The 22,154-nt window shown below is 74.4% G+C and carries 20 protein-coding genes and 1 tRNA gene; 12 read left to right on the forward strand and 9 right to left on the reverse strand.

Annotated features, from left to right (window positions below; all coding sequences use genetic code 11):
- Positions 1 to 39 precede the first annotated feature (39 nt).
- Positions 40 to 1,881: an amidohydrolase gene (locus J3P29_RS02815; RefSeq protein WP_349239754.1), complete on the reverse strand. Its 1,842-nt coding sequence runs from the start codon at positions 1,879 to 1,881 to the stop codon at positions 40 to 42.
- A 78-nt stretch (positions 1,882 to 1,959) separates the two neighbouring features.
- On the opposite strand from J3P29_RS02815, the gene J3P29_RS02820 reads away from it, so the two are divergent.
- Positions 1,960 to 2,961, forward strand: coding sequence for a LacI family DNA-binding transcriptional regulator (locus J3P29_RS02820; protein WP_210491518.1), 1,002 nt, complete (start codon positions 1,960 to 1,962; stop codon positions 2,959 to 2,961).
- A gap of 47 nt (positions 2,962 to 3,008) precedes the next feature.
- On the opposite strand, the gene J3P29_RS02825 is transcribed toward J3P29_RS02820, so the two are convergent.
- Complete coding sequence (locus J3P29_RS02825) at positions 3,009 to 3,473, reverse strand: hypothetical protein (RefSeq protein ID WP_210491519.1); 465 nt, start codon at positions 3,471 to 3,473, stop codon at positions 3,009 to 3,011.
- 116 nt (positions 3,474 to 3,589) lie between these two features.
- On the reverse strand, positions 3,590 to 4,345 hold the full coding sequence (locus J3P29_RS02830; RefSeq protein ID WP_210491520.1) for an IclR family transcriptional regulator: 756 nt from the start codon (positions 4,343 to 4,345) through the stop codon (positions 3,590 to 3,592).
- A gap of 176 nt (positions 4,346 to 4,521) precedes the next feature.
- Here J3P29_RS02830 and J3P29_RS02835 point away from each other — a divergent pair, with 176 nt between their 5' ends.
- From J3P29_RS02835 to J3P29_RS02880, 10 genes are all read left to right on the forward strand, one after another.
- Complete coding sequence (locus tag J3P29_RS02835) at positions 4,522 to 5,274, forward strand: aldolase/citrate lyase family protein (protein ID WP_210491521.1); 753 nt, start codon at positions 4,522 to 4,524, stop codon at positions 5,272 to 5,274.
- Positions 5,271 to 6,182 (forward strand): DUF6282 family protein, encoded by a 912-nt coding sequence (locus J3P29_RS02840; protein ID WP_210491522.1) that lies wholly within the window; start codon positions 5,271 to 5,273, stop codon positions 6,180 to 6,182. The genes J3P29_RS02835 and J3P29_RS02840 overlap by 4 nt, the downstream gene beginning before the upstream one ends.
- 1 nt (position 6,183) lies before the next feature.
- The gene (locus J3P29_RS02845) at positions 6,184 to 6,585 is read left to right on the forward strand and encodes a cupin domain-containing protein (protein ID WP_210491523.1); all 402 of its coding nucleotides are present in this window, start codon (positions 6,184 to 6,186) and stop codon (positions 6,583 to 6,585) included.
- Positions 6,582 to 7,766, forward strand: a complete 1,185-nt coding sequence (locus tag J3P29_RS02850; RefSeq protein WP_210491524.1) for an ABC transporter substrate-binding protein — start codon at positions 6,582 to 6,584, stop codon at positions 7,764 to 7,766. The genes J3P29_RS02845 and J3P29_RS02850 overlap by 4 nt, the downstream gene beginning before the upstream one ends.
- Positions 7,767 to 7,774: 8 nt before the next feature.
- Positions 7,775 to 8,554 carry an ATP-binding cassette domain-containing protein gene (locus tag J3P29_RS02855; protein ID WP_210491525.1) on the forward strand — a complete coding sequence of 260 codons (780 nt, stop codon included), beginning with the start codon at positions 7,775 to 7,777 and terminating at the stop codon, positions 8,552 to 8,554.
- Between the two features lies 1 nt (position 8,555).
- Positions 8,556 to 9,584, forward strand: coding sequence for a branched-chain amino acid ABC transporter permease (locus J3P29_RS02860; protein WP_210491526.1), 1,029 nt, complete (start codon positions 8,556 to 8,558; stop codon positions 9,582 to 9,584).
- Positions 9,581 to 10,354 carry an ABC transporter ATP-binding protein gene (locus tag J3P29_RS02865; protein ID WP_210492979.1) on the forward strand — a complete coding sequence of 258 codons (774 nt, stop codon included), beginning with the start codon at positions 9,581 to 9,583 and terminating at the stop codon, positions 10,352 to 10,354. The genes J3P29_RS02860 and J3P29_RS02865 overlap by 4 nt, the downstream gene beginning before the upstream one ends.
- A gap of 1 nt (position 10,355) precedes the next feature.
- Positions 10,356 to 11,231, forward strand: coding sequence for a branched-chain amino acid ABC transporter permease (locus J3P29_RS02870; RefSeq protein ID WP_210491527.1), 876 nt, complete (start codon positions 10,356 to 10,358; stop codon positions 11,229 to 11,231).
- A 325-nt stretch (positions 11,232 to 11,556) separates the two neighbouring features.
- Positions 11,557 to 14,061, forward strand: a complete 2,505-nt coding sequence (locus J3P29_RS02875) for a hypothetical protein (RefSeq protein ID WP_210491528.1) — start codon at positions 11,557 to 11,559, stop codon at positions 14,059 to 14,061.
- 5 nt (positions 14,062 to 14,066) lie between these two features.
- Complete coding sequence (locus tag J3P29_RS02880; RefSeq protein ID WP_210491529.1) at positions 14,067 to 14,585, forward strand: hypothetical protein; 519 nt, start codon at positions 14,067 to 14,069, stop codon at positions 14,583 to 14,585.
- 99 nt (positions 14,586 to 14,684) lie between these two features.
- Here J3P29_RS02880 and J3P29_RS02885 read toward each other — a convergent pair.
- Positions 14,685 to 14,756, reverse strand: a tRNA-Arg gene (locus J3P29_RS02885).
- 46 nt (positions 14,757 to 14,802) lie between these two features.
- The gene (locus tag J3P29_RS02890) at positions 14,803 to 16,173 is read right to left on the reverse strand and encodes an MFS transporter (protein WP_210491530.1); all 1,371 of its coding nucleotides are present in this window, start codon (positions 16,171 to 16,173) and stop codon (positions 14,803 to 14,805) included.
- Between the two features lie 157 nt (positions 16,174 to 16,330).
- On the opposite strand from J3P29_RS02890, the gene J3P29_RS02895 reads away from it, so the two are divergent.
- The gene (locus tag J3P29_RS02895; RefSeq protein ID WP_210491531.1) at positions 16,331 to 17,221 is read left to right on the forward strand and encodes a LysR substrate-binding domain-containing protein; all 891 of its coding nucleotides are present in this window, start codon (positions 16,331 to 16,333) and stop codon (positions 17,219 to 17,221) included.
- A gap of 95 nt (positions 17,222 to 17,316) precedes the next feature.
- Here the strand turns inward: J3P29_RS02895 and pyrE are convergent, their stop codons facing one another.
- The 4 genes from pyrE to J3P29_RS02915 form a co-directional block, all read right to left on the reverse strand.
- Complete coding sequence (pyrE, locus tag J3P29_RS02900; RefSeq protein WP_210491532.1) at positions 17,317 to 17,877, reverse strand: orotate phosphoribosyltransferase; 561 nt, start codon at positions 17,875 to 17,877, stop codon at positions 17,317 to 17,319.
- Between the two features lie 710 nt (positions 17,878 to 18,587).
- Complete coding sequence (locus J3P29_RS02905; protein WP_210491533.1) at positions 18,588 to 19,607, reverse strand: L,D-transpeptidase; 1,020 nt, start codon at positions 19,605 to 19,607, stop codon at positions 18,588 to 18,590.
- A gap of 193 nt (positions 19,608 to 19,800) precedes the next feature.
- On the reverse strand, positions 19,801 to 20,685 hold the full coding sequence (locus J3P29_RS02910; protein WP_210491534.1) for a CPBP family intramembrane glutamic endopeptidase: 885 nt from the start codon (positions 20,683 to 20,685) through the stop codon (positions 19,801 to 19,803).
- Between the two features lie 105 nt (positions 20,686 to 20,790).
- A complete protein-coding gene (locus J3P29_RS02915; RefSeq protein ID WP_210491535.1) occupies positions 20,791 to 22,116 on the reverse strand; it encodes a mannosyltransferase family protein in 1,326 nt (441 codons plus the stop codon).
- Positions 22,117 to 22,154: the final 38 nt, after the last annotated feature.

The raw sequence follows: 22,154 nt of genomic DNA on the forward strand, positions 1-22,154 counted from the left end.
CCGCCGCCCCCGCGGCCGCGTCCGTCCGGCCGGCCGGCCCTAGCGTCCGGCGCGGGCGCGGTAGACCGTGCGCCCGCCGACCATCGTGGTCAGGACCTTCGTCGCGCCGATCCGGCGCGCCTTCGTGCGCAGGACGTCGCGGTCGAGCACGATCAGGTCGGCGAGCTTGCCCGGCGCGATCACCCCGGTCGCGTCCTGGTGCAGCGCGTAGCTGCCGCTCGCCGTGATCGACCGCAGGGCGTAGGCCCGGGGGAGCGGCTTCTGGCCGTTGAAGCGCCCGGCGTACTTCCCGCCCGCGGGGTTCTCGCGCGTGACGCCGACCTGCAGCGCGAACCACTCGTTCAGCGGGTCGACCGGCCAGTCGCTGCCGTACGTGATCCGGGCCCCGGCCCGGCGGAGGCTGTCCTCCGGCTCGACGCGGTTCCAGCGCTCGAAGCCCAGGTAGTCCTTCTGCGCGTCGACGGAGTCGGGGCCCGGCTTCGCCCACTGGTACGACATGACGGGCAGCACGCCGAGCTGCGCGAAGCGCCGGTAGTCGGCCGGATCGACGATCTCGGCGTGCGCCATCGCGGGACGGACGTCGCGGCGCTTCGTGGCCTTGCGCATCGCGGCGACGGCGTCGAGCGTCACGCGGACCGCGCGGTCGCCGATGGAGTGCACGTGCGGATCGAAGCCGGCCGCGCCGATCGCCGTCAGCAGCCGGGCGAGCGCGCCGGGCTGCACGTAGATCGGCCCGCGGGAGGGGCCGGGCGTGAAGTGCGGGTGGTCCGGGGTGCCCGTGTTCACCAGGTACGGGTCGAGCAGCCCGGCGGTGAAGGCGGGGAACTGCTGGACGCCGTCCATGAACACCTTGGCGTTGCGGACGGTGATGGCCGGCCGCACGCCGACGGGGCCCTCGTCGAACCGGCGGCGGGTCGCCTGCAGCCCGGCCACCGCCTTCGCGGGGTCCTTCGCCTGGTCGGCGGAGATCACCGGCGCGAAGTGCGCCCGCGCGGTCAGCTTGCCCTGCCGGCGCAGGGAGCGGAAGGCGGCCATCGAGTCCGGGCTCGCCGCCGCGTCCAGGAACGACGTGACGCCCTGCTCGCGCATCGCCTTCAGCGCCGCCTCGGCGGCCTTCCGGTCGTCCGCGGCGGTGGGGGCCGGGATCTTGCCCGTCACGAGCCCCTGGGCCTCGTCGTTGAACAGCCCGGTGGGGGCGCCCTGGGCGTCGCGGTCGATCGATCCGCCCGCGGGGTCCTTCGTCGCGGCGGTGATCCCCGCGATCCGCATCGCGGTCGAGTTCGCGACGGTGGAGTGGAAGAAGCTCGACTGCACCGTGATCGGCCGGGTCGGGCTCAGGTCGTCCAGGTCCGCCGCCGTGAGCTTCGTGCCGGCCGGCAGCATCGCCTCCTGGTACCAGGCGGTCACCTCGAGCCACGCCTTCGGCCCCTCGTCGGCGGTGTCGCGCAGGCATGCGGCGATCCGGCTGCGGATCTGCTCCTTCGTCAGCGGCAGGTAGTCGAGCGAGCACTTCAGCAGCGCCTGGCCGCCGCCGAGCGGGTGCATGTGCGCGTCGACGAGGCCCGGCGTCACCATGCGGCCGTGCAGGTCGGTGACGTGCGTGCGGCGTCCGACGTAGCGGCGCACGCCGCGGTCGGTCCCGACGTACGCGATGCGGCCGTCGCGGACGGCGACGGCCTGCCGCACGGTGCCGCGCGCGTCGGCGGTGAAGATCCGGCCGTTCTTCCAGACGGTGTCCGCGGGCCGGGCCGCCGCCGACGCGGGGGCGGCGGCCGCCAGCGTCAGGAGCGTCGCGGCCAGCAGCGCCGTCGCGGGTCGGCGGCCGGCGGTCGCCCGGGCGACGACGGTTCGCGGTGGGTGGGTGATAAAGCGCTTGATCACGGTGCGCCGCAACGTACCCGCGGGCCGTTGCGGTGGCAAGCGCGCCGCGGACGGGTGTGCGAGATAGGGTCGATCGTCGTGTCGCCCAAGGCCGTCGGGATCAAGGACGTGGCGGCGGCCGCCGGCGTGTCGGTCGCCTCGGTGTCCCTCGCGCTGCGCGGGAAGGGCCGCATCTCCGCGCCGACCCGGGCGCGCATCCAGGAGGCCGCGGACCGGCTGGGGTACCGGCCGCACGCCGCGGCCCGCTCGCTCGCCGGCGACGGCACCCACGTCCTCGCGATCAGCATGCCCGAGATCGTCGACGTGCCCGTCCTCGCGGGCGAGGTGCAGCACTTCCTCGGCATCCTCGGCGGCGCGGCCGGGGCGGCCCTCGAGGGCGGCCACCTGCTCACCGTCGCCCCCAGCGATCCGGCCAGCCCCGCCTGGCGCCGCGTGTCGTTCGACGGCGCGGTCGTGGCGGACCCGGCGGTCGGGGACGGCGTGGTGCCGCTCGTCCGCTCGCGGGGCACCCCGCTGGTGACCATCGGCCGCGACCCGGCGGGCGGCGCGAGCGACCTGCAGGTCGACAACGACGTGCCCGCGGCGACCCGCGACGTGCTGGACCTGCTGCGCGAGCGGGGCGCCCGCCGCATCGCCGTGGGGGTGGTGGCGCCGCTGATGTCGGTCGAGCTCGACACGCAGGCCGCGTACCGCGCCTGGTGCCGCGCGCAGGGGCAGCCCGGCGCGCTGACCGTCGCGGGCTCGCCGGCCGACGAGGACGTCGCCGACGCCGCCCGCGAGATCCTCGGCGCCACGCCGCCGCCCGACGCGGTCTACTGCACGCTCGACCTGCTGGCCGAGGCCGTCCTGGAGCGCGCCGCCGCGCTCGGGCTGCGCGTGCCGGACGACCTGCAGGTGATGACCCTCAGCGACAGCCAGATCGCCCGCCGCCTGGGCCTCAGCACCGTGGACGAGCGCCCCGCGCAGCTGGGGGCCGAGGCGATCGAGCTGCTCGTCGCGCACCTCGCGGGCGACGAGGACGCCGGCGCCCGGCGCCGGGTCGACGTCGACCTGGTCCTCCGGGCGACCACGCGGGGCTGAGCCCCCGGTCGCCCGGCGCGACGAGGCCGTGCGACGGTCGCTCCCCGCTACAGGTTCGTGCGCGAGATGCTCGTCGTCCGGTACCAGCGCCCGTCGTGGCGGATCGAGTAGCTGCGGTCGATGCGGTACCGCTCCGGCACCTGCATCGACTGCGTGTAGGACCCGCCGCGCGACCCCTCGTCGCCCAGGCCGCCGTCGTTGACCCAGCGGCCGTCCCGCCGCTCGTAGCCCGACATCCCGAACCCGTGGAAGACCGTGCGGTTGCCGAAGTCCACCTGGATGCAGTAGCGGTCGCGGTCGGCTCTCGTCGCCGTCACCACGACGCGGCCGTACCAGAGCGTCCCGCCGTCGCGCTTGAAGCGGTACACGGACCGGCGGTCGGGGTTCAGCGCCTGCGCGCAGGCGTCGTCGGACGTGGCGGCGGCGGCCGGGTGAGCGACGACGGCCGCGACGGCGGGCACGGCGAGGGCGGCCAGGACGAGGAGGGCGGAGGACCGGGGGGAGCGGCGCATCGCCGCCATCCTGGCATCCCGGCGGTCGCCGGGGCGGGCGGGCGTGCCCGAGGGCCGGGAGTGGCCGTCCGCGTCGGAGCGCGAAGCCCGGGCACGGCGGGGTGCGTCGTACGTCTTCACATCCGGCGGTGTGCGAGGCGCCCCGAGAGCCGGGCGGCCGTGTCGATCAGCGCGCGGGCGGCGGTGGAGTCCTCGGTGTTGGGCAGCGCCGGCATCGTGCCCACGATCGCGAGCGTGGCGATGATGTCGCCGCGCTCGTCGAGCACGGGGGCCGCGAGGGTGCGCATGCCGTCGACGACCCCGTCGCGGACGGCGATCCCCTGGTCGCGGATGCGCTGCAGGCGGGCGTCCATCTCCTGCCGCAGCTCCAGGGGCTCCTCGGCCATCAGGCGATCCGCGACGGTGCGGTCGCGCATCATCGCGAGGAACACCTCGCCCTGGGCCGACGTCAGCGGCAGCCGGCTGCCGGGGCGCACGGCGACGTGCGACTGGCGGGTCGTGTCGGTGCGGCAGGCCGCGACGACCGGGGACGTGCCGCCCCACAGGCTGACGACGGACGTCTCGTGCAGCTCCTCCGTCAGGCGGTGCATGTAGACGCGGGCGAGCTCGATCACGTGCTCGCGGCCGAGGGGGCTGGTCCAGAACCGCACCAGCAGCGGCCCGGCGCGGAAGGCGGCCCGGGCGGGGTCGCGCTCGAGGAGGCCCTCGGCGGCCATGCTCACCAGGTAGCGGTGGGCGGTGCTGCGGCTCAGCGACAGCGCCTCGGCCACGTCGCTCGTCGTCAGCTCCGTCCGTCCGTCGTTGAGCAGCTGCAGCACCTCGGCCACACGGCGCACCACCTGGATGCCGGAGTCCGCAGGGGCCCCGGTCATCGCTCTGTCCCGTTCATCGCAACGTCCTTCGTCGTTCTGCGGGACACACTAGCGTGATGCGGGCCACACTCTTGCGTCTCGCGCCGCGACAGCCGTAGGTTGTCGCCCGTCGCACCGAGCGACCGGCACACGAAGGAGTCGCGATGAATGACAGCTGTTCCACTCTGCGAGACGCATTGGCGTCCGAGCGCCCGCTGCTGGGCACCTTCCTCAAGCTCCCGCGCCGCGAGGTCGTCGACGTCCTCGCCCTCGCCGGGTTCGACTTCCTGATCTGCGACCTGGAGCACGCCGCCACGACGGACGCCGAGGCCCGCGAGGTGCTCGCGACCGCGGCCGCCCACGGGCTGCCGGTCGTCGTGCGCGTCGCGGCCGTGGAGCGTGGGCAGGTCAACCACCTGCTCGAGGCCGGCGCGGCCGGCATCCAGGTGCCGCGGCTGCGCTCCGCGACGCAGGTCGCCGAGCTGACCGACCTCACGCGGTTCCCGCCCGTCGGCTCGCGGTCGGTCGGTCTGGCCCACCCCGGCGCGGGCTACGGCCGCGTGCCGCTGGGCGCCTACGTCGCCGACGCCGACCGGGCCCCCGTGATCGTGGGGCAGTTCGAGACCCGCGCCCTCGACGACGCGATCGACGACGTCGTCGCCGGCCTGGACGTCGCGTTCATCGGCGCCGTCGACCTGACCGTCGACCACGGCGCGCCCGGCGACCTCGACGACCCGGCGGTCGCCGCCCGCATCGCGGACGTCGAGGCCGCCGCGAAGCGTCACGGGGTGGCGCTGGGCGCGTTCGCGCCGACGCTCGACCACGTGCCGCGCTTCGCCGCCCGCGGGTACCGCTACGTCGCGGTCTCGGGCGACCTGACCTTCCTCGACGGCGGCGCGACCCGGACGGTCGCGGCGGCCCGCGAGGCCCTGAGCGAGGTGCACGCATGACCCGCGTCGACGAGCTGCTGCAGGGCGCGGTCGACCTGCACACCCACCCCTTCCCGTCGGGCTTCCCGCGCCAGGTCTCGATCGACGAGCTCGCGCGGCAGTACGCCGACGCCGGGTTCGCGGCCTTCGTCGCGAAGGACCACCACCACCAGACGGCCAGCGACGTCCTGGCGCTCGAGCGGGCCGGCGTGCTGCCGGGCGGCATCGTCGTCCACGGCGGCGTGGCGCTGAACGGCGCGGTCGGCGGGCTCAACCCACGCGCGGTCGACATCGCGATCCAGATGGGCGCCCGCATGGTGTGGCTGCCGACCACCGGCGCGGCGAACCACCTGGAGCAGGCGCGGGCGGCGGCGGCGAAGGGCGGCCGGCTGAACTTCCCGACGTCCACGCGCACGCTGATGCCCGAGGAGCCGCTGTCGGCCCTCGACGCCGAGGGCCGCGTCCGCCCCGAGCTGCGCCGGATCATCGAGCTCGTTGCCGAGGCCGGGGACGTGATCCTCGCCAGCGGCCACCTGGCGGCCGACGAGGTCGTCGCGACGTTCGAGCTCGCCCACGAGCTCGGCGTGCGGCGGATGCTCGTCACGCACCCCAACTTCGTGCTCGGCATGACCCACGAGCAGGGGCGTCACCTCGCCGGCCTGGGCGTCGTCATGGAGCACTCGATCTGCATGTACGACGAGGCGTCGACGTTCCACCAGTGGCCCCTCGACGTGCTCGTCGGGTGGATCGAGGCGATCGGCCCCGAGCACACGTCCCTCGGCTCCGACCTGGGCCAGAACGACAACCCGCTGCCCCTGCAGAGCTGGCGCACGGTCTGCGGCCGGCTGCTCGACGCCGGCGTCCCCGAGTCCACCGTCCGGGCGATCGCCGTCGACACCCCCACCCGCCTCTTGAACGGAGCCGCCTGAGATGCGCCAGAACATCTACCGCCACGACGACCTCGAGCAGACGGAGATCCGCCCCGGGCTGTTCGGCGCCGTCCTCGAGGGCGACCAGACCACCCTCGTCCGCTGGGACTTCCCCGCCGGGCAGGACCGCACGGGCGTCCACACCCACGCCGAGCACGAGCAGTGGGGCATCGTCCTCGCGGGCTCGATCGAGCTGGAGATCGACGGCGAGACCTCGACGCTGCGCGCCGGCGACGCGTACTGGATCCCCGCCGGGACCCCGCACGGCCGCACCCTCGTGCTGGGGGACGAGGACGCGCGGGTGCTCGACGTCTTCGCGCCGCCGCGGGCGGAGTACGTGGCGGCGGCCCACGGCGGCGCCCCGAGCGACCCGACGGCTTCCGGCGGAGGCGGGGCGGCGTGAGGACGCGGCCCGCAGCGCGCCGTCGGCCGGCGGGGCCCGCCCGCGCCCTCGTCGCCGCGCTGGTCCTCGCCGCCGGCGCGGCCCTGACCGGCTGCGGCGGCGCGGCGGCCGGCGAGGACGGCCCGATACGGATCGGCATGGCGCTCGCCCAGTCCGGCTACCTGGCCGGCAACGACCGGCCGATGGTCGAGGGCGCCCGCACCGCGGTCGCGCAGATCAACCGCGAGGGCGGGATCGACGGCCGGCCGCTCGAGCTCGAGATCCAGGACATCGCGTCGTCGCCGTCCAAGGCGGTGACGATCACCAACCGCATGCTCTTCCAGCGGCACGTCGGGGCGTTCGCCAACGGGTTCCTGTCCGCGGCGACGGAGGCGGAGTCCGCCATCCTGCGCCCGCGCGAGGTGCCGATGGTCGTCGCCTCCGTCCTGCCGAAGAACCCGGACTGGACGTTCACGACGTACCCGAAGATCGCGTACTTCGGCGAGGCGCAGCTGGGGGCCGCGAAGGCGCAGGGCGCGCGGCGCGTGGCGATCCTCTACGCGCAGAACCCGTACGGGCAGGCGACCGGGGCGCTCATGGCCAAGCAGGCCCGGGCGCTAGGCATGCAGGTCGTCGACTCCCAGGGCATCGACACGACGAAGACGACGCTCGCCGCGCAGCTCTCCCGCGTGCGCCAGCGCGGCGCCGAGGCCATCGTCGACGCGCTCGTCGGCCCCGTCCACATCGCCCTCGCCCGCGACGCGAGGACCGTCGGGCTGAAGATCCCCGTGATCATGGGCGTCGACAACCTCGACGTGTACCGGCAGAGCGCGCGCATCTACCCGCGCGTGCAGTTCCTCGCGACGCCGCCGCAGACGTACCCGGACGTCGCCGACCCGCAGCGCAAGGCCGCCAACGCGACGTTCCTGCGCGCCCTCGACGCCCGCCTGGGCCCCGACAACGGCGTCGACGTCGGCTACGCCAGCCGCGCCTACGACGCGATCACGCTGCTCGCGAAGGCGATGCGGACGAGCGGGGCCACGACCGGCCCGCGGCTCCGCGACGCGATCGCCCGCACGACGATCGAGGGCACGACCGCCCGCTACGCGCTGTCCCCCGACGATCACTCCGGCATGCGCGAGAACCCCGTCGTCGTCGCCCGCTTCGAGGGCGACCGCGTGAAGGTCATCCACCGTCCATGAGGTCCCCGATGCCCCAGACCCCGACCGCCCCCGCCGCGGCGGCGCCAGCCGACGGGCACGCCCCGACGACGGCGCCGCTGCGCGCGGAGGGCCTCTCCGTCTCGTACGGCCGCAACCTCGCGCTGCAGCCGATCGACCTGACCGTCCCCGAGGCCGGGCTCGTGCTCGTCCTCGGGCCGAACGGCGCGGGGAAGACCACCCTCATGCGCGCCCTCGCCGGCGCCGTGACCGCCGACCGTGGCCGCGTGCTCGTGGACGAGCGCGACGTCACCGACCGGCCGGCGTTCCGGCGCGTCGGCGACGGCATCTCGTTGGTCCCGGAGGGCCGCGGCGTGCTGCCCGGCATCAGCGTGCGCGACAACCTCGAGCTCGGCTGGCGGGCCGCCCCGTCCGCCCGCCGGCGGCCGCACGCCGAGGAGATCGGCCGCGTCATGGAGCTCTTCCCGATCCTCCGCGAGCGGCTCGACCAGGACTGCTCCAGCCTCTCCGGCGGCGAGATGCAGCTGCTCGCGATCGGCCGCGCGCTGCTCTCCCGCCCGCGCGTCCTGCTGCTCGACGAGCCGTCGCTCGGCCTCGCGCCGCGCGCGACGGCCCGGGTCTACGCCGCGCTCGGCGAGCTCGTCGAGGGCGGCCTGTCGGTGCTGCTCGTCGAGCAGAAGGCCGTGCCGCTGCGGCGGCCGCCCGAGCGCACCCTGGTGCTGCAGAACGGCCGCGTCATCGAGGAGCGCGTCGGGGAGCACATCCCGGAGCAGCGCCTCGCCGAGCTCTACCTGGGGGAGGTGGCCTGAGATGGTCCTGCTGCGCACCCACGCGGAGGCCGCCGTCCTCCTCGTCATCGCGTTCCTCGTCGCGGTCGTCGTGCCGCTGTCGGGCGCCGACTACTGGATCTACCTGCTGACGATCGTCGCGCTGTTCGCGATCGCCGTCGTGGGCCTCAACGTCCTCACGGGCTACGCGGGCCAGGTGAGCTTCGCCACGACCGCCTTCATGGCCGTCGGCGGCTACACCGTCGCGCTGACCCAGCGGGACTGGGGCACCGACCCGTGGGTGGCGCTCGTCGTGGCGGTCGGCCTGGGCTCCGCCGCCGCGGTCCTGCTGGGCCTGCCGCTGCTGCGGCTGCGCGGCCACTACCTGGCGATGGCGACGTTCACCCTCGCCCTCGGCGTCTTCTTCCTCGCCGGCGGGGCCACGGGCTTCACGGGCGGCGCGACGGGCGTGCCGGGCGTCGCCCGGCCCCACATCGCCGGGCTGCGCTTCGACGAGCCGCTCGCGTTCTACGCGCTCGCGTGGGTGATCCTCGGGCTCGCCGTCCTCGGGGTCATGGCGTTGGCGCGCTCCCGCACCGGCCGCGCCTGGCGGGCGCTCGCCACCCACGACCGCGTCGCCACGAGCGTCGGCATCCCCGTCACCCGCTACAAGCTCCTCGCGTTCGTGATCGCGTCCGCGCTCGCCTCGCTCTCCGGGGCGCTGTACGTGCAGTTCACGACGTTCGTCAGCCCGGACCTGTACGACAACGCCGCGGTCCTGCAGGTCTTCACGATGCTCTTCGTCGGCGGGCTGGCCGTGTCGTACGGCCCGATCATCGGCGCGGCCGTCGTCATCGTCGTGCCGAACGTCATCGGCGGCCTCGAGTCCTACGAGACGCTCGTCTTCAACGTCGCGCTGCTCGTGATCCTCGTGCTGCGCCCGCAGGGGCTCGTCGGCAAGGCCGACGTCGCCACGAGCGTCCGCGACGTCCTGCCGCGGTGGCTCCGCCGACGCGTGGGGACGGGGGCCGTCGCACCCACCGCGTCCGCCGAGCAGGGGGTCACGCGATGACCGCCCGGGCGCTCACCGTCCGCGGGCTCACCAAGCGCTACGGCGGCGTGACGGCCGTCTCCGAGGCGAGCTTCGACGTGCAGGCCGGCGAGATCCACGGCCTGATCGGCCCCAACGGCGCCGGCAAGTCGACGATGCTCGGGCTGATCTCGGGCTTCGTGCCGGCCGACGAGGGGTCCGTCCGCTACGGCGACGAGGAGCTCGTCGGCACGTCGGCGCTCCGCACGGTGCGCGCCGGCGTGTCGCGCACCTTCCAGGAGGCCACGCCGCTCAAGGGGCTGTCCGTCTTCGACAACGTCCTCGTCGGGCTGCACACCCACGGCCGCACGGGCGTGCTGTCCCAGGTCCTCCGCACGGGGGCGCTCCGGCGCGACGAGCGGCGGCTGGCCGACCGGGCGCTCGCGCTGCTGGAGAAGGTCGGCATCACGGCCGACCCGCGGACGGACGCCGCCGACCTCTCGTTCGGCCAGCTGCGCTTCCTCGAGATCGCCCGCGCGCTGGCCACCGCGCCCTCGCTGCTGCTCCTCGACGAGCCGGCCGCGGGGCTCAACCAGGTCGAGACCGAGCGCCTCGGCGCGCTCATCGGCGAGATCCGCGCCGAGGGCACCGGCGTGCTGCTCATCGACCACGACGTCCCGTTCGTGTTCGGCACCTGCGACCGCATCACCGCGATCGACTTCGGACGGATCATCGCGTCGGGCACCGCCGACGAGATCGAAGCGCACCCCACGGTCCGCGCCGCGTACCTCAGCGTCGAGACGGAGAACTGACATGGGCATCATCATCGCCATCGGCCTGGCCACCGGCTGCGTCTACGCGCTCGTCGCCGTGGGCTACTCGCTGATCTACCGGACCACGGGGATCGTCAACTTCGCCCAGGGCGGCTTCGTGATGGTCGGCGGCATGTCGACCTACTGGCTGCTCGAGCGCGTCGGGCTGCCGTATCCCCTCGCGGTCGTCGGCGGCATGCTCGTCACGGCGCTGGCCGGGTGGATCCTCTGGATCTTCATCGTCCTGCCCCTGTGGCGCCGCCAGGCCGCGTCGTTCGTCGTCATCCTGGCCACGCTGGTCTTCCTGACCGTCATGCAGGAGACGGTCCTGCACACGCTCGGCTCCGACCCGCGCACGCTGCCGGTGTGGACCGGCGGCCTCGACGTCCAGATCGGCGGCGGCCGGATCTCGGGGCAGTACGTCCTGGTCCTCGTCGCCACGCTGCTGCTGCTCGCGGGCCTCGGCGCGTTCCTCCGCTGGACCCCGCTGGGCCGCAGCATGCGCGCCGTGGCGTCGAACCGCGAGACGGCCGAGCTGCTGGGCGTCTCGCCCGAGCGCATCGGCGCGCTGACGATCGTCGTCGCGGCCGCGCTCGGCGGCCTCGGCGGGCTCCTGATCGCGCCGGCGCAGCTCACGGCGTTCGACGCCGGCCTGACCTACGGCATCTACGGGTTCGTCGCCGCGATCGCCGGTGGCTTCGGCAGCCTGCCGGGAGCCCTCGTGGGCGGCCTGCTCGTCGGGCTGCTGCAGGCCCTCACGGCCCGCTACGTGTCGACGACGTTCGAGGCGCCGATCGCCTTCGCGGTGCTCCTGGTGCTGCTCGTCGTCCGCCCGCACGGCCTGTGGGGCAAGCGCTGGGAGCAGGCGGTGGCCTGAGGGGCCGGCCCCGGACTGCCACCCGGGGGGTGATCCGCTCAGCGGAGGCCGTGAGGCCCGCGGACGCCTCAGCTCGGCTCCGTGTGTCGGCGTCGGCGCGCACCCGTCGGACCTCGGATTCGACGGTCGAGGCCTCGTTCCCCGAGGTGGGTGATCCGGTCGCGGATCGACTGAACGGGGGGCGAGATCGGCCATCGCCTCGGACGGGGGTCGCGAGACCGAACGGAACACCGAACAGGTTACGGGCGAAGCATGAATTTGTGACGGTGATCGTACAGATGCGTAGATGCCGTGTGCGCCAGTTTTTCGGCGTACGCTGCGCGCCATGACTTCGTCCCAAGGGCAGCTGTGTGTGTGCAGCAACCCCACCCCGTCCGTGTCCAGATCCCGGCTCGGCCGGACCACTGTCCTGGCGGGTATTGCCGTTGGCCTTGCGCTCACCGGAGCTGGAGCCGCGCAGGCGGCGAGCAATCCGGGAACGGGTGACACGGGGTTCTTCACCTTCCGCCCTTCGTCCGCGACCGGCGGCACCCAAGTCAACGTCGCGTCCGGCAACGGGCTCGTTCGCACCCGCGACCTGGCCGACAGCGACGGGAACTTCCACGTCGTCGTAGACCGGGCCTACAACAGCCTTGCCAGCGAGGCATTCTCGATCCTTGGTCCGCGTTGGGCGTTCGACGTCGGACCTGCGACCAGGCTCGCGGTCCAGGGCAACGGCGATGCGCTCGTGACCGGCCCATCCGGCTACCGGCTGTTGTTCGTCGAGCAGCCCGACGGCTCGCTGAAGGCGCCGGCCGGGTTCGACGGGTCGCTCGTGAAGACGTCTTCGGGCTGGACGCTGTCGCGAACCTCGCTGGGTGACCAGTTCGGGTTCGATGGCTCCGGTCAGCTCTCCTGGACCAAGGACTCGCAGGCCCACGACTTCACCGTCCAAGGCACCAGCGCGGCCGGGCGCGACGTCCTCTCCAGCTACGGCACCAGCTCGGGTCGGCGGGTCAACCTGTCCTACGCCGGTGACAGCCTTGTTCGCGAGATGGATGACCCGTCCGCCGGCCATCACTACTACGGCTACACCAACGGCAAGCTCACCAGCTACCGTAGTCCCTCCGGGGCGGAGACCGCGTACCGCTACGCCAGCAACGGGTTCCTGGACAAAATCACCGAGGCGGGGGGCACGACGGTCGAGCTGGACACGACCGCGGGCGGGAAGGTCAAGTCGATCACGACGACGCTCCCCGGCGCGGTGGGGCAGACGACGCGCTTCGTCTACACCCGTCGGCCGTACAAGACCGACGTCACCGCCCCCGATGGCGTGCGCCGTACCTACGCCTACGACGACGACTACCGAGTCACGCGGCAATACGACCCCGACGTCGAACCGAGCGTCACCGCCGCCGGTGAACTGCGCGATCTTGCCGATGGCTACGTTGGTCCGAACCGGACGTACCCGCTCACGATCTCGGCAAGCGGGCCCGGAGGTTCCGGGCTTCGCCGGCTGGCGGTCGCGCGCGAGAACGGCGCCGACATCGCCGGCCAAGACGTGCCGTGCGTCGCCTCGCCGTTCGACACGGTGTGCCCCACCGAGTACTCCGTGACTCCGAACGCGTCGTTCGCGAGCGTCCCCGAAGGACCTCAGGTGCTTCGCGCATACGCGACGGACGACGAAGATCACCGCGGCGTCGCGGACCCGTGGACGGTCCTGGTAGACCGGACCGCGCCGATGGGGCCTAGTCAGTACGAGATCCGCGACTTCGATCCGAACGACGGAGGCGGCAGCGCGAACATTGCTTGGACACCCGGCAGCGATCCCACACTTCCTGACGGGACCCCGGGGAGTGGAGCGAGCTCCTCGCAGACACGGTTCGGGGTCAACGGCGCCGCCCCAGGTCCCTGGACCGACGGGTCGGCCGATCATCTGACGGTCCACGGGGTGCACCAAGGTGACGTCGTCTCGGTGGAGGCTCGGTCCGTCGACGCCGTGGGCAACGTTTCGCCGGTGACGAGCGCGTCGCTCACTCTGGCGGAAGCGGTAGCCGACGGCGTTCCTGACCGGGGGGACGTCGGCAGCCAGGACGACTCCACCGTCGTGGTCGAGCACGACCGCAGCACCGAAGTGCCTGAGGGGCAGGACCAGGCGGATCTGCCCGACGAACCGGTGACCCTCACCCCGGTGCCCGATTTGAACGCTCGGGCGGGTTCCGTTCGGCGTCGCTGGACCATCGCCACAGCCGGCGGCTGGGTCACAGCCCGTAACGACGTACAGCAGCTGTACATCGGCGCAGGAAAGAACGGTTGGACCTTCGATTCCGTCAAGAGCAGCAAGAGCGCCCCGAGTGATCCGGCCCTTGGCCTCTACGGGTACCTCTACGGCAAGTACAAGTACTGCGCATGGATCAATTCGGAGGCCCTGGGTGATTCGGAGCCCAGCCCGACGGACCATTGCCGGAGCTTCGATCACATCCCGGTCAGGGACTTCGCTGCAATCGTCAATTGCGACCAGTGCAACGGCGGCACCAGCGTCCGGCTCAACCGGGCGGTCAGTGGCTACCGCAACGTTCGTCCTTGGATCCGCGGCCCGAAGGTAGCCTCGAGCGAGGCCGTGACGTACAAGGCGGGCGACCGCGTGAACTGGCGGTACGTCACCCCGGACAACAAGTGGGTGGCAGTCAGCGACCGGAGCATTCCGTCTGCGGCCAACTGGGTGTTCATCGCGCGCGATGCCTTCGGATACGCATCGCAGGGCGCAGATGCGATGTGCAAGAACGGCAGAGGCAGCCGCCGTCCGGCGAAGCGCCACACGAATTGGCCGGCCGTCTGTTCGATTCACTAGTGCTCATGTTCCTGTCGCCTCTCAGCCTGGCCCTGTCGCTCGTCTCGGTACCGGCGATGCACGTCCCGTCTCTCGCGCCGGACGCCGTCGCGGCGCCGGTCGGCCACGTCCGGGCTCCGGCGTCGGGGCCTGGGCGCCTCCTCGCGTACCCGTTGATCTATCGGGGACGACCGAAGGACGGTCGACGCGACCGGTACATCGTCTTCTTCCGCACCAGGGGCCCGTTCGCGGGCAGAGACAGCGTGGGAACGACACACCCGGGCGAGCTCCGCGTGGAGGACGCGTTCGACAACCACGACGGCTTCGGAGGCGCGATCAGCGCCGGGCACCCCCGCGGCAAGTGCTACACGTGGCACCTCGGCACCGACCAGGCGACCCCCGTCCTGGATGCCGCGAAGATCGGGGCCAAGGTCTCATACCGGTTCGCTCTCCGGAAGACCAGGAAGCAGTCCGGGACGGCGACGCTCCGGCTGCGTCCTTCCGCCCAGCGTCTCGAGCGGGATCTGCGGTCGATCGGCTGCTGACTCCTGGCGAAGCCAACGGCCCCCCCTCGTGCTCGACGCCCAGATCGCTCGCGGCACCTGACGCCCGGGGGGCGTCGCGTTGCGTCGTCCTGCGTCCAGCGCCCCCAGCAGGATTCGAACCTGCGCACACGGTTTAGGAAACCGATGCTCTATCCCCTGAGCTATGGGGGCGGGCGCCCGCGGACGGGCGCCACGGATGCTAGAGCGTCCCGGGCCGCTACGCCGCCGCCTCGGCGGGCCGGCTCGCCGCGCGGCGCGGGCGGCCGAGCAGCGTCGGCGCGGCGGCCGCGATCGCCAGGGCGACGATGACGCCGAAGCCCAGGATCGTCACCTTCGTGCTCGTCGCCTGCAGCGCCAGGCCGAGGGCGACGACCGGCACGGACAGGCCGACGTAACCGGCGAGGAACAGGCCCGCGAGCGCCTCGGCGCGCCCCTCGTCGGTGGCGACCGCGACCACGGTGCCGAGCGTGCCCTTGAAGAGGGCGCCGGCGCCCGCGCCCGTCACCACGCCGCCGGCGAGGAAGAGCGCCAGGCTCGGGCTCGGGAGCCAGACGGACAGCACGAGCAGCGTCAGCCCGCCGACGACGAGCGTCATGCCGGCCACGAGCGTGCGGCGCAGCGCCCAGCGCGTCGTCAGCGTCTGCGCGGCGACGCCACCACCGAAGACGAGGAACACGGACAGGCCCGCGAGCACGTGCGAGGTGCGGTGCATCGTGCCGGTGAGGATCGTCCCGGCCAGGCCGGTGAACAGGCCGAGCGCGGCGAACGCCAGCAGCGCGCCGAGGGCGGCGGCGAAGAAGCGCCCGCGGGCTGCGGCCGGCACGGCGACGCGCTGCGGCCGGTACGCCGGCATCGGCACGGGACGCTCGCGCGTCTCGGGGCTGGCGGCGACGGCGACGAACGCGACGACCAGGGCCGCGAGGAAGACGGCGTAGGGCACGACGAGCGGCGCGCCGACCCACTGGGCGAGCATCCCCGAGACGAGCGGGCCGGTGCCGATGCCGCCCAGGTTGGCGGCCGTCGCGACGACCTGCGCGCGGGTCGCGGACGCGTCCGGACGGTGCCGGGCGTGCAGCTCGCCGAGGTACGCCGTGGCCGTCGCGGTGACGGCCCCGACGGCGACGCCGTTCAGCAGCCGCCCGAGCAGCAGCGCCCACAGGTCGGTCGAGAGCAGGAAGACGACCGCGGAGAGGATCGCCGTGGCGAGCGCGGGCAGCAGCACCCGGCGCCGGCCGTGCCAGTCCGAGACGTGCCCGGCGAGGAACAGGCTGCCGACGACCCCGACGGCGTAGAAGGCGTAGACGACGGTCACGGTCAGCGACGAGAACCCGTGCTCGGCGACGTAGATCGGGTAGAGCGGGCTCGGGACGGCCGAGAACGCCATGACGGCGAGGAACGCGAACGCGACGAGCCAGAAGCCGCGGCCGTGGTGGCGGCGCGCGGCGTGGTCGGCGGGCGAGGGCGTCGCGGGGGAGGCGGACGCGGCGGACCAGCGCGGGTCCGGGGCCGGGGCGGTCGTGGCGGGGCGCGACGGGGAAGCGGCGGCGTCGTAGCGGGCGACGGACGCGGGGCGGGAGACGGTGGACATCGGGGCCTTCGGGTGGTGAGACGCGGGGCGTCACCGGGGCCGGTCGCCAGTGGGGCGGCCGACGGTGTGGTGGCCCATCGAGGATGCGCCCCGGATGGATCGCGCGCAACGCACGTTCGTGCTTGCATCGATCGCTCCGTGCGATAGAACGACGGCCATGGAGCTGCGCCAGCTCGAGGTCTTCGTCGCCGTCGCCGAGGAGCGCGGGTTCTCGCGCGCCGCCGACCGGCTGCACGTCGTGCAGTCCGCCGTCTCGGCGACGATCCGCACGCTCGAGCGCGACCTGGGCGTCGCGCTCTTCCGCCGCACGTCTCGCCGGGTCGAGCTGACCGACGCCGGGGCCGAGGTGCTGCCGGCGGCGCGCCGCACGCTCGCCGCGGCGCAGGCGACACGGGACGTCGCGGACCAGGTGCGGGGCGGCCTGCGCGGGACGGTGCGGCTGGGCGTGATGCAGGCGCAGCGCGAGCGCGGGTTCAGCGCCGCCCGGCTGCTCGCGGCGTTCGCGGCCGAGCACCCCGGCGTGCACGTGGTGCCGCGGCAGCGGGCCAGCGCGCTGCAGGCGGCCGACGTGCGCGAGGGCCGCCTGGACCTGGCGATCGTCGCGCTGCCCGACCGCGAGCTGCCGGGCCTGCGGCTGGACGAGCTGGCCCGCGAGGACCTGGTCCTCGCCGTTCCGGGCGGGCACCGGCTGGCGGCCCGCGCGTCCGTCGCGCTCGCGGACCTGGCGGACGAGCCGTTCGTCGACGTGCCCTCGGAGTGGGGCACGCGGATCATCACGGAGCGGGCGTTCGCGGCGACGGGCCTGACGCGCACGGTCGCCTACGAGGTCAACGACACCGGCACCGTCGTCGACTTCGTCCGCCACGGCCTGGCCGTCGCGCTGCTGCCCCCGTCCTTCGGCACGCTCCACGACGTGGTGCTCGTGCCGTTGCGCGGGCGGCCGCCGCAGTTCGTCACCTCGGTCGCGGCGCCGGCGGACGGCCCGGCGACCGCCGCCGCACGGGCGCTGCACGCCACCGCGCTGCGGCTGGCGGCCGCGGGGGCGTGACGGGAGCGGACGGCGGCTCCCGGCGCCGCCGGGTCGTGCCGGCCCGGCCCGTGGGCGGGGGCGGGGGCGGGGAACGCCGGACGTCGGGCCCGGCCCTACTGCGCCGGGCGGTCCGGGTACACGTCGTCGATCGTGGTGAGCGCGACGTAGGGGGCGTCGCACGCCGCCTGGATCCGCTCGGCGCCGCCGGCCAGGCGGTCCAGGACGGAGACGACGCCCACGATCAGGCGGCCCTCGGCCTGCAGCGCCTCGATCGCCTCGACGGTGGAGCCACCGGTCGTGACGACGTCCTCGACGACCAGGCAGCGGTCGTGCTCGTCCAGGATCGGGCCCTCGACGCGGCGGTGCAGGCCGTGGGCCTTCGCCTGCTTGCGGACGAAGAACGCCTTGACGTCGGCGTGGCCGGCGAGGGCGGCGCAGGCGACGGGGTCGGCGCCCATCGTCATGCCGCCCACGGCGGTGGCGGCGAAGTGGCGGGTCTGCTCCGCCAGCAGCTCGCCGAGCGCCAGGAACCCGCTGGGGCGCAGGATCGCTCGCTTGGCGTCGACGTAGTACGACGCGGTGCGGCCGCTCGTCAGGGTCACCTCGCCGATGACGAGGGCGTGCTCGCGCAGCGCGGCGACGAGGCGGTCCTTGGGGGCTCCGTGCGGGTTCATGCGGCAGCGATCCTACGCTGCGCCCCGCCGGCGCACCGGGCGAGGGGTCACGGAACAGGCCGGGGCCGGGGAGCGGCCGGATCGGGACGTGGCCGGACGCGGGCTGCGCGGGACGGAGCGGAACGAGGGCGGGACGAGGCGGGGCCGGACGAGGCGGGGCCGGACGAGGCGGGGCCGGACGAGGGCCGGGTCGGGAGCACGGCGGCCGGCGGGCCGAGCGAAGGAGGGGCCGGCCGGAGTCGAGGCGGGAACCCCACCAAGGTGGTGCGCGGCACGCTGGCGAGGCGGAAAGAGGCGGACATGTCGACCGAACCCGCCTCACCCGCGGAATCCGCCTCACCCGCGGAATCCGCCTCACCCGCGGAATCCGCCTCACCCGCGGAATCCGCCTCACCCGCGGAATCCGCCTCACCCCGCGCGCGCCGCCGAGTTCCGCGTGGCTCCGCAGGCCGATATGCCCGGATGTAATAGCCGATCACATCCACGCATACCGGCCTGGGAGGGACCCCGTACCTCCGGGAGCCCGGGTCCGTGTGAGGGACGCGCCGCGCCCTCCCGCACCGACCCACACCGTCCCGCACCGCCCCGCGCCACACCGTCCCGCGGCCTCCCGCACCGCCCCACACCGTCCCGCGCCACACCGGCTGCGCCCGCCGCGCGCCCGGCACCCCGGCAGCGCCCCGGCCGTCCCGCGCCCGGGCCGCCGCTCCCTAGTACGAGTCGACGCGCATCCCCATCGTCATCCAGGCGAAGATCGACGCCGCGTCGGCCATCGGCACGCGGAAGCAGCCGTGGCTGGCGTTGTAGGTGGGGACGGACGGGTAGCCGTGCACCGCGTAGCCGCGGATGAAGTACGACGACTTGTACATGCCCTTGGCGTTCGTGCCCGGGTCCTTCATGTACACGCGGAACGAGCCGCGGATCGTCGGGGTGGCCGGCGCGCCCGACGAGGTGGGGTAGATCCGCACGGCCTTGCCGCCGTCGATCAGCGCCAGGACCTGGTGCGCGATGTCGCCCTCGACGTGCCGGCCGTGCGACGGGAAGCGCACCCGGAACGTGCCCTTGCCGGCCCGCAGGGCGGCGAACACCGAGCGGTCGGCCTGCATCGTCCGGGCCATGCCCGTCACCTTGCGGAAGGCCAGCACGGCGCGCTGCGTCCGCGCGTCGTACAGGCCCTTCTGACCGATGACGTAGCCCTTGGCGGCGAGCATCTGCTGCAGCATCCGCACGGCGGGCCCGCGCGCCCCGGCGGCGACGGACGGGGTGAGCTGGCGGACGTAGCGGACGTGCGCCGCCTTCGCCTCGACCGCGCCGTGGCCGATGACCGTGGCGCGCACGCCGACGCGGTCGGCCGACCGCGCCCCGGCGGGCACCTCGAGTCGCGCGACGCCCTTCTTCCCGTCCTTCGACGCCGCGAACGCGACCTTGCGGACGATCCGCCGGCCGCGGTCGGGCGTGAAGCTGATCTTCGCCTTCGCGCCGTCGACGAAGCGGTCCATGACCACGAGTGCGCGCCACTCGTCGCCCTTGAGCACCTGGCCGCCGCGGGCCTTCTCCGTGGTGATCGCGATCGACGCCCGCACGGGGGCGGGGGCGGGGGCGGCCGCCGGCGCCGGGGCGGGGGCGGGGGCGGGGGCCGGCGTCGCGGCGTGCGCAAACGTCGGCACGGCGAGGGCGACGACCGGCGCGACCGCCAGGGCGAATGATCGACGAGACGCGCGTGACGGCATCGGCGCACGATAGCCCCCGCGCAGGCGGACCGGCAGGGGGTGGCGCGTCGCCCATCCGCCGACCGGGGGTGCGCCCCGTCGTCGGCGCCGCCGGACGGACGTCCGGGGCGCCGCCGCAAGGCCCTGCGGCGCGCGCGGCTGCGGCGCGCGGCTGCGAGCCGGCGCTCCCCGGCCCCCGGCGGTGGGCCGCCGGTCAGCCGGCGGCCGCGGCCTCGCGCCGCCGCGGCGCGGGCAGGCGGGCGTCGAGCGCACGCACGGCCAGGGCGATCAGGGTCAGGATCGCCACCGCGCAGACCCACAGCAGCACGCCTTCGCCGACGCTCCAGTCCAGCGCCGTCGCGATCGCCACGGTGTTGTTCGTGGCGTGCAGCAGGATCGGCGCGTAGAGCGACCCCGTCCACTGGTACAGCAGGCAGAGGACGGCGCCGAAGAGCGCCAGGATCGGCAGGAAGATCGCCTGCGACCCGCCGGCGTGGAGGGCGCCGAAGAGCGCGCCGTCGACCAGCGCCGCCACGCCGATCGCCACGCCCGCCGGAGCGATCCGGCGCAGGCCGTCGCGCAGCCCGGGGTAGACGACGCCGCGCAGCAGGAACTCCTCGCCGATCGGCGCGAGCACCGTCACGCAGAAGGCGATCACGATGCCGGCGGCCGCGGAGTCCTTCGCGCCCAGCTTCTCCGGCAGGTCGTCCTGCTGGTCGCCGACGCCGATCAGCTGCGCCAGGCCGCCCGACAGCAGGACGTACGCCAGGTACGCGACGACGAGGCCGGCGACGATGCGCCACGGGTGCCGGGGCAGCCGCAGGCCGAAGTCGCCGCGGCGCAGGCCCTTGCCGGCGGCGAGCACGACGACGAGGAGCGGCACGCCGACGAAGACGGCGTTCTGGAGGACCGACGAGACGACGTTGCCGACGATCTCGCGGGTCGTCGTGTCGTCGCCGATCACCAGGCCGGGGATCGCGACGAAGATCGTCATCCCGAGCGTGGCGACGAGGGCCAGCAGCGAGACGCCGGCGCCCCAGCGCACGCGGTCGTCCGGCGCGGGAGGGGAGGGCGCCGTCGTCGACGAGGGGGCGGTCACCCGGACGAGGATAGGCGTCCGCCGTGCCGACGCGCGCGCTCGGACGGCGGGCCGGGGGACGCGCGGACGGCCGCCGCCCGCCCGGGCCGCGCCACCGGAGCGGCCCTACGCCACGAAGGTCCAGCGGGCGGTGAGCGCCGAGAACAGCACGAGCAGGCCCAGGCCCGCCGCGCCCAGGACCACCCGGCGCAGACGCTGGTGCCGCCCGTGCGTCAGCCACCAGCCCGCCCACATCGCCAGCGGGAAGAGGACGCCGAGGAAGCGGGGCAGCGACATGAGCGGCTCGCCGCCGCCGACGGCCGGGGCGCTGAGCGGCATGAGCAGCGCGGCGCCGCAGTACGCCGCGTACGCGGGCGGCAGCCGCCGCGCGGTGCCGACGAGCGCCACCAGGCCGACGACGAGGAACACGAGCAGGAGCGGGTTCATCCACTCCAGGCCGGCGCTCGTCAGCCCGCTCGAGAACAGCGCCGACAGGCCGTCCCCCGCCGCCTCGATCGCGCGCAGGACGGCCGAGATCGGGCCGACGTTCTCGCGGCCCCACTCCTGCTGCTGGTCGAGCGAGACGGTGAACGGGTGGCCGGCGATCCACAGGCCGACGAAGAAGACGAGCGTCCCGGCCGGCACGGCCGCCGCGGCGGCGAGGGCGCCCCACGGCGGACGCACCGGCGGCGCGGCCTCGCGGGGGTCGCTGCGCCGCCGGGCCTGCAGGTCGTCCCGGTGCTGCTGCCACGCCATCACGAGGATCGGCACGAGCAGCACCACGCCGGCGCTGCGGGTCAGGGCCGCGAGCGCACCGAGCGTCGCGGCGAGCGGCCACCGCCGGCCGCGGGCGGCGTACAGGCAGCCGGCGGAGAGCAGCAGGAAGAGCCCCTCGGAGTACAGCGCCGTCAGCCACAGGGACCCCGGGAAGGCGAGCAGCGCCCACACGGCCATCCCGGCCGAGCGGCGCCCCAGCTCGAGGTCGGTCAGGCGGTGGACCACCATGGCGCCCGCGTACGCGCACGCGAGCGAGAGCAGCAGCCCCGCCACCATCGGCGAGCGCACGAGGAACCCGCCGACGTTGACCAGCACGGGGTACAGCGGGAAGAAGGCGGTGCGCGGCGCGTACGAGGTCGGGTACCCGACGCCCGCGATGTCGAGGAACCAGACCGCGTCCCACCGGATGTACGGCGCGAACAGGTCCTGGAACGCGCCGCCGAGCTTCGTGGTCAGCCCGGCCGGGTCGTAGACGTCCTGGACCGGCTTCACGCCCCACGCCTGGACCGCGACGATCCCGGCCACGAAGGTCAGCAGGCGGGTGACCAGGAACGCGGGCAGGACCGCCCGGGCGGTGGCGCGCCACGACAGGGACGCGGGGCGGTCCCCGGGCTCGGGCTCGGCGTCCGGCACCGCCAGGACGGCGGGCCAGTCGAGCTGGGAGTCGCGCCCCATCCCCGTGCATGGTGGCGGACCGGGACGTCCCGCGCGCT

The organism is Patulibacter sp. SYSU D01012 (assembly GCF_017916475.1).
Taxonomy (GTDB): domain Bacteria; phylum Actinomycetota; class Thermoleophilia; order Solirubrobacterales; family Solirubrobacteraceae; genus Patulibacter.

Excerpts from the sequence above, each read along its gene's own strand:
- J3P29_RS02845 (WP_210491523.1), top strand. The coding sequence starts at position 6,184 with ATGCGCCAGAACATCTACCGCCACGACGACCTCGAGCAGACGGAGATC.
- J3P29_RS02905 (WP_210491533.1), bottom strand. The coding sequence starts at position 19,607 with ATGCCGTCACGCGCGTCTCGTCGATCATTCGCCCTGGCGGTCGCGCCG.
- J3P29_RS02825 (WP_210491519.1), bottom strand. The coding sequence starts at position 3,473 with ATGCGCCGCTCCCCCCGGTCCTCCGCCCTCCTCGTCCTGGCCGCCCTC.
- J3P29_RS02830 (WP_210491520.1), bottom strand. The coding sequence starts at position 4,345 with ATGACCGGGGCCCCTGCGGACTCCGGCATCCAGGTGGTGCGCCGTGTG.
- J3P29_RS02865 (WP_210492979.1), top strand. The coding sequence starts at position 9,581 with ATGACCGCCCGGGCGCTCACCGTCCGCGGGCTCACCAAGCGCTACGGC.
- J3P29_RS02895 (WP_210491531.1), top strand. The coding sequence starts at position 16,331 with ATGGAGCTGCGCCAGCTCGAGGTCTTCGTCGCCGTCGCCGAGGAGCGC.
- pyrE (WP_210491532.1), bottom strand. The coding sequence starts at position 17,877 with ATGAACCCGCACGGAGCCCCCAAGGACCGCCTCGTCGCCGCGCTGCGC.
- J3P29_RS02890 (WP_210491530.1), bottom strand. The coding sequence starts at position 16,173 with ATGTCCACCGTCTCCCGCCCCGCGTCCGTCGCCCGCTACGACGCCGCC.
- J3P29_RS02855 (WP_210491525.1), top strand. The coding sequence starts at position 7,775 with ATGCCCCAGACCCCGACCGCCCCCGCCGCGGCGGCGCCAGCCGACGGG.
- J3P29_RS02915 (WP_210491535.1), bottom strand. The coding sequence starts at position 22,116 with ATGGGGCGCGACTCCCAGCTCGACTGGCCCGCCGTCCTGGCGGTGCCG.
- J3P29_RS02880 (WP_210491529.1), top strand. The coding sequence starts at position 14,067 with ATGTTCCTGTCGCCTCTCAGCCTGGCCCTGTCGCTCGTCTCGGTACCG.
- J3P29_RS02840 (WP_210491522.1), top strand. The coding sequence starts at position 5,271 with ATGACCCGCGTCGACGAGCTGCTGCAGGGCGCGGTCGACCTGCACACC.
- J3P29_RS02870 (WP_210491527.1), top strand. The coding sequence starts at position 10,356 with ATGGGCATCATCATCGCCATCGGCCTGGCCACCGGCTGCGTCTACGCG.
- J3P29_RS02875 (WP_210491528.1), top strand. The coding sequence starts at position 11,557 with ATGACTTCGTCCCAAGGGCAGCTGTGTGTGTGCAGCAACCCCACCCCG.
- J3P29_RS02860 (WP_210491526.1), top strand. The coding sequence starts at position 8,556 with ATGGTCCTGCTGCGCACCCACGCGGAGGCCGCCGTCCTCCTCGTCATC.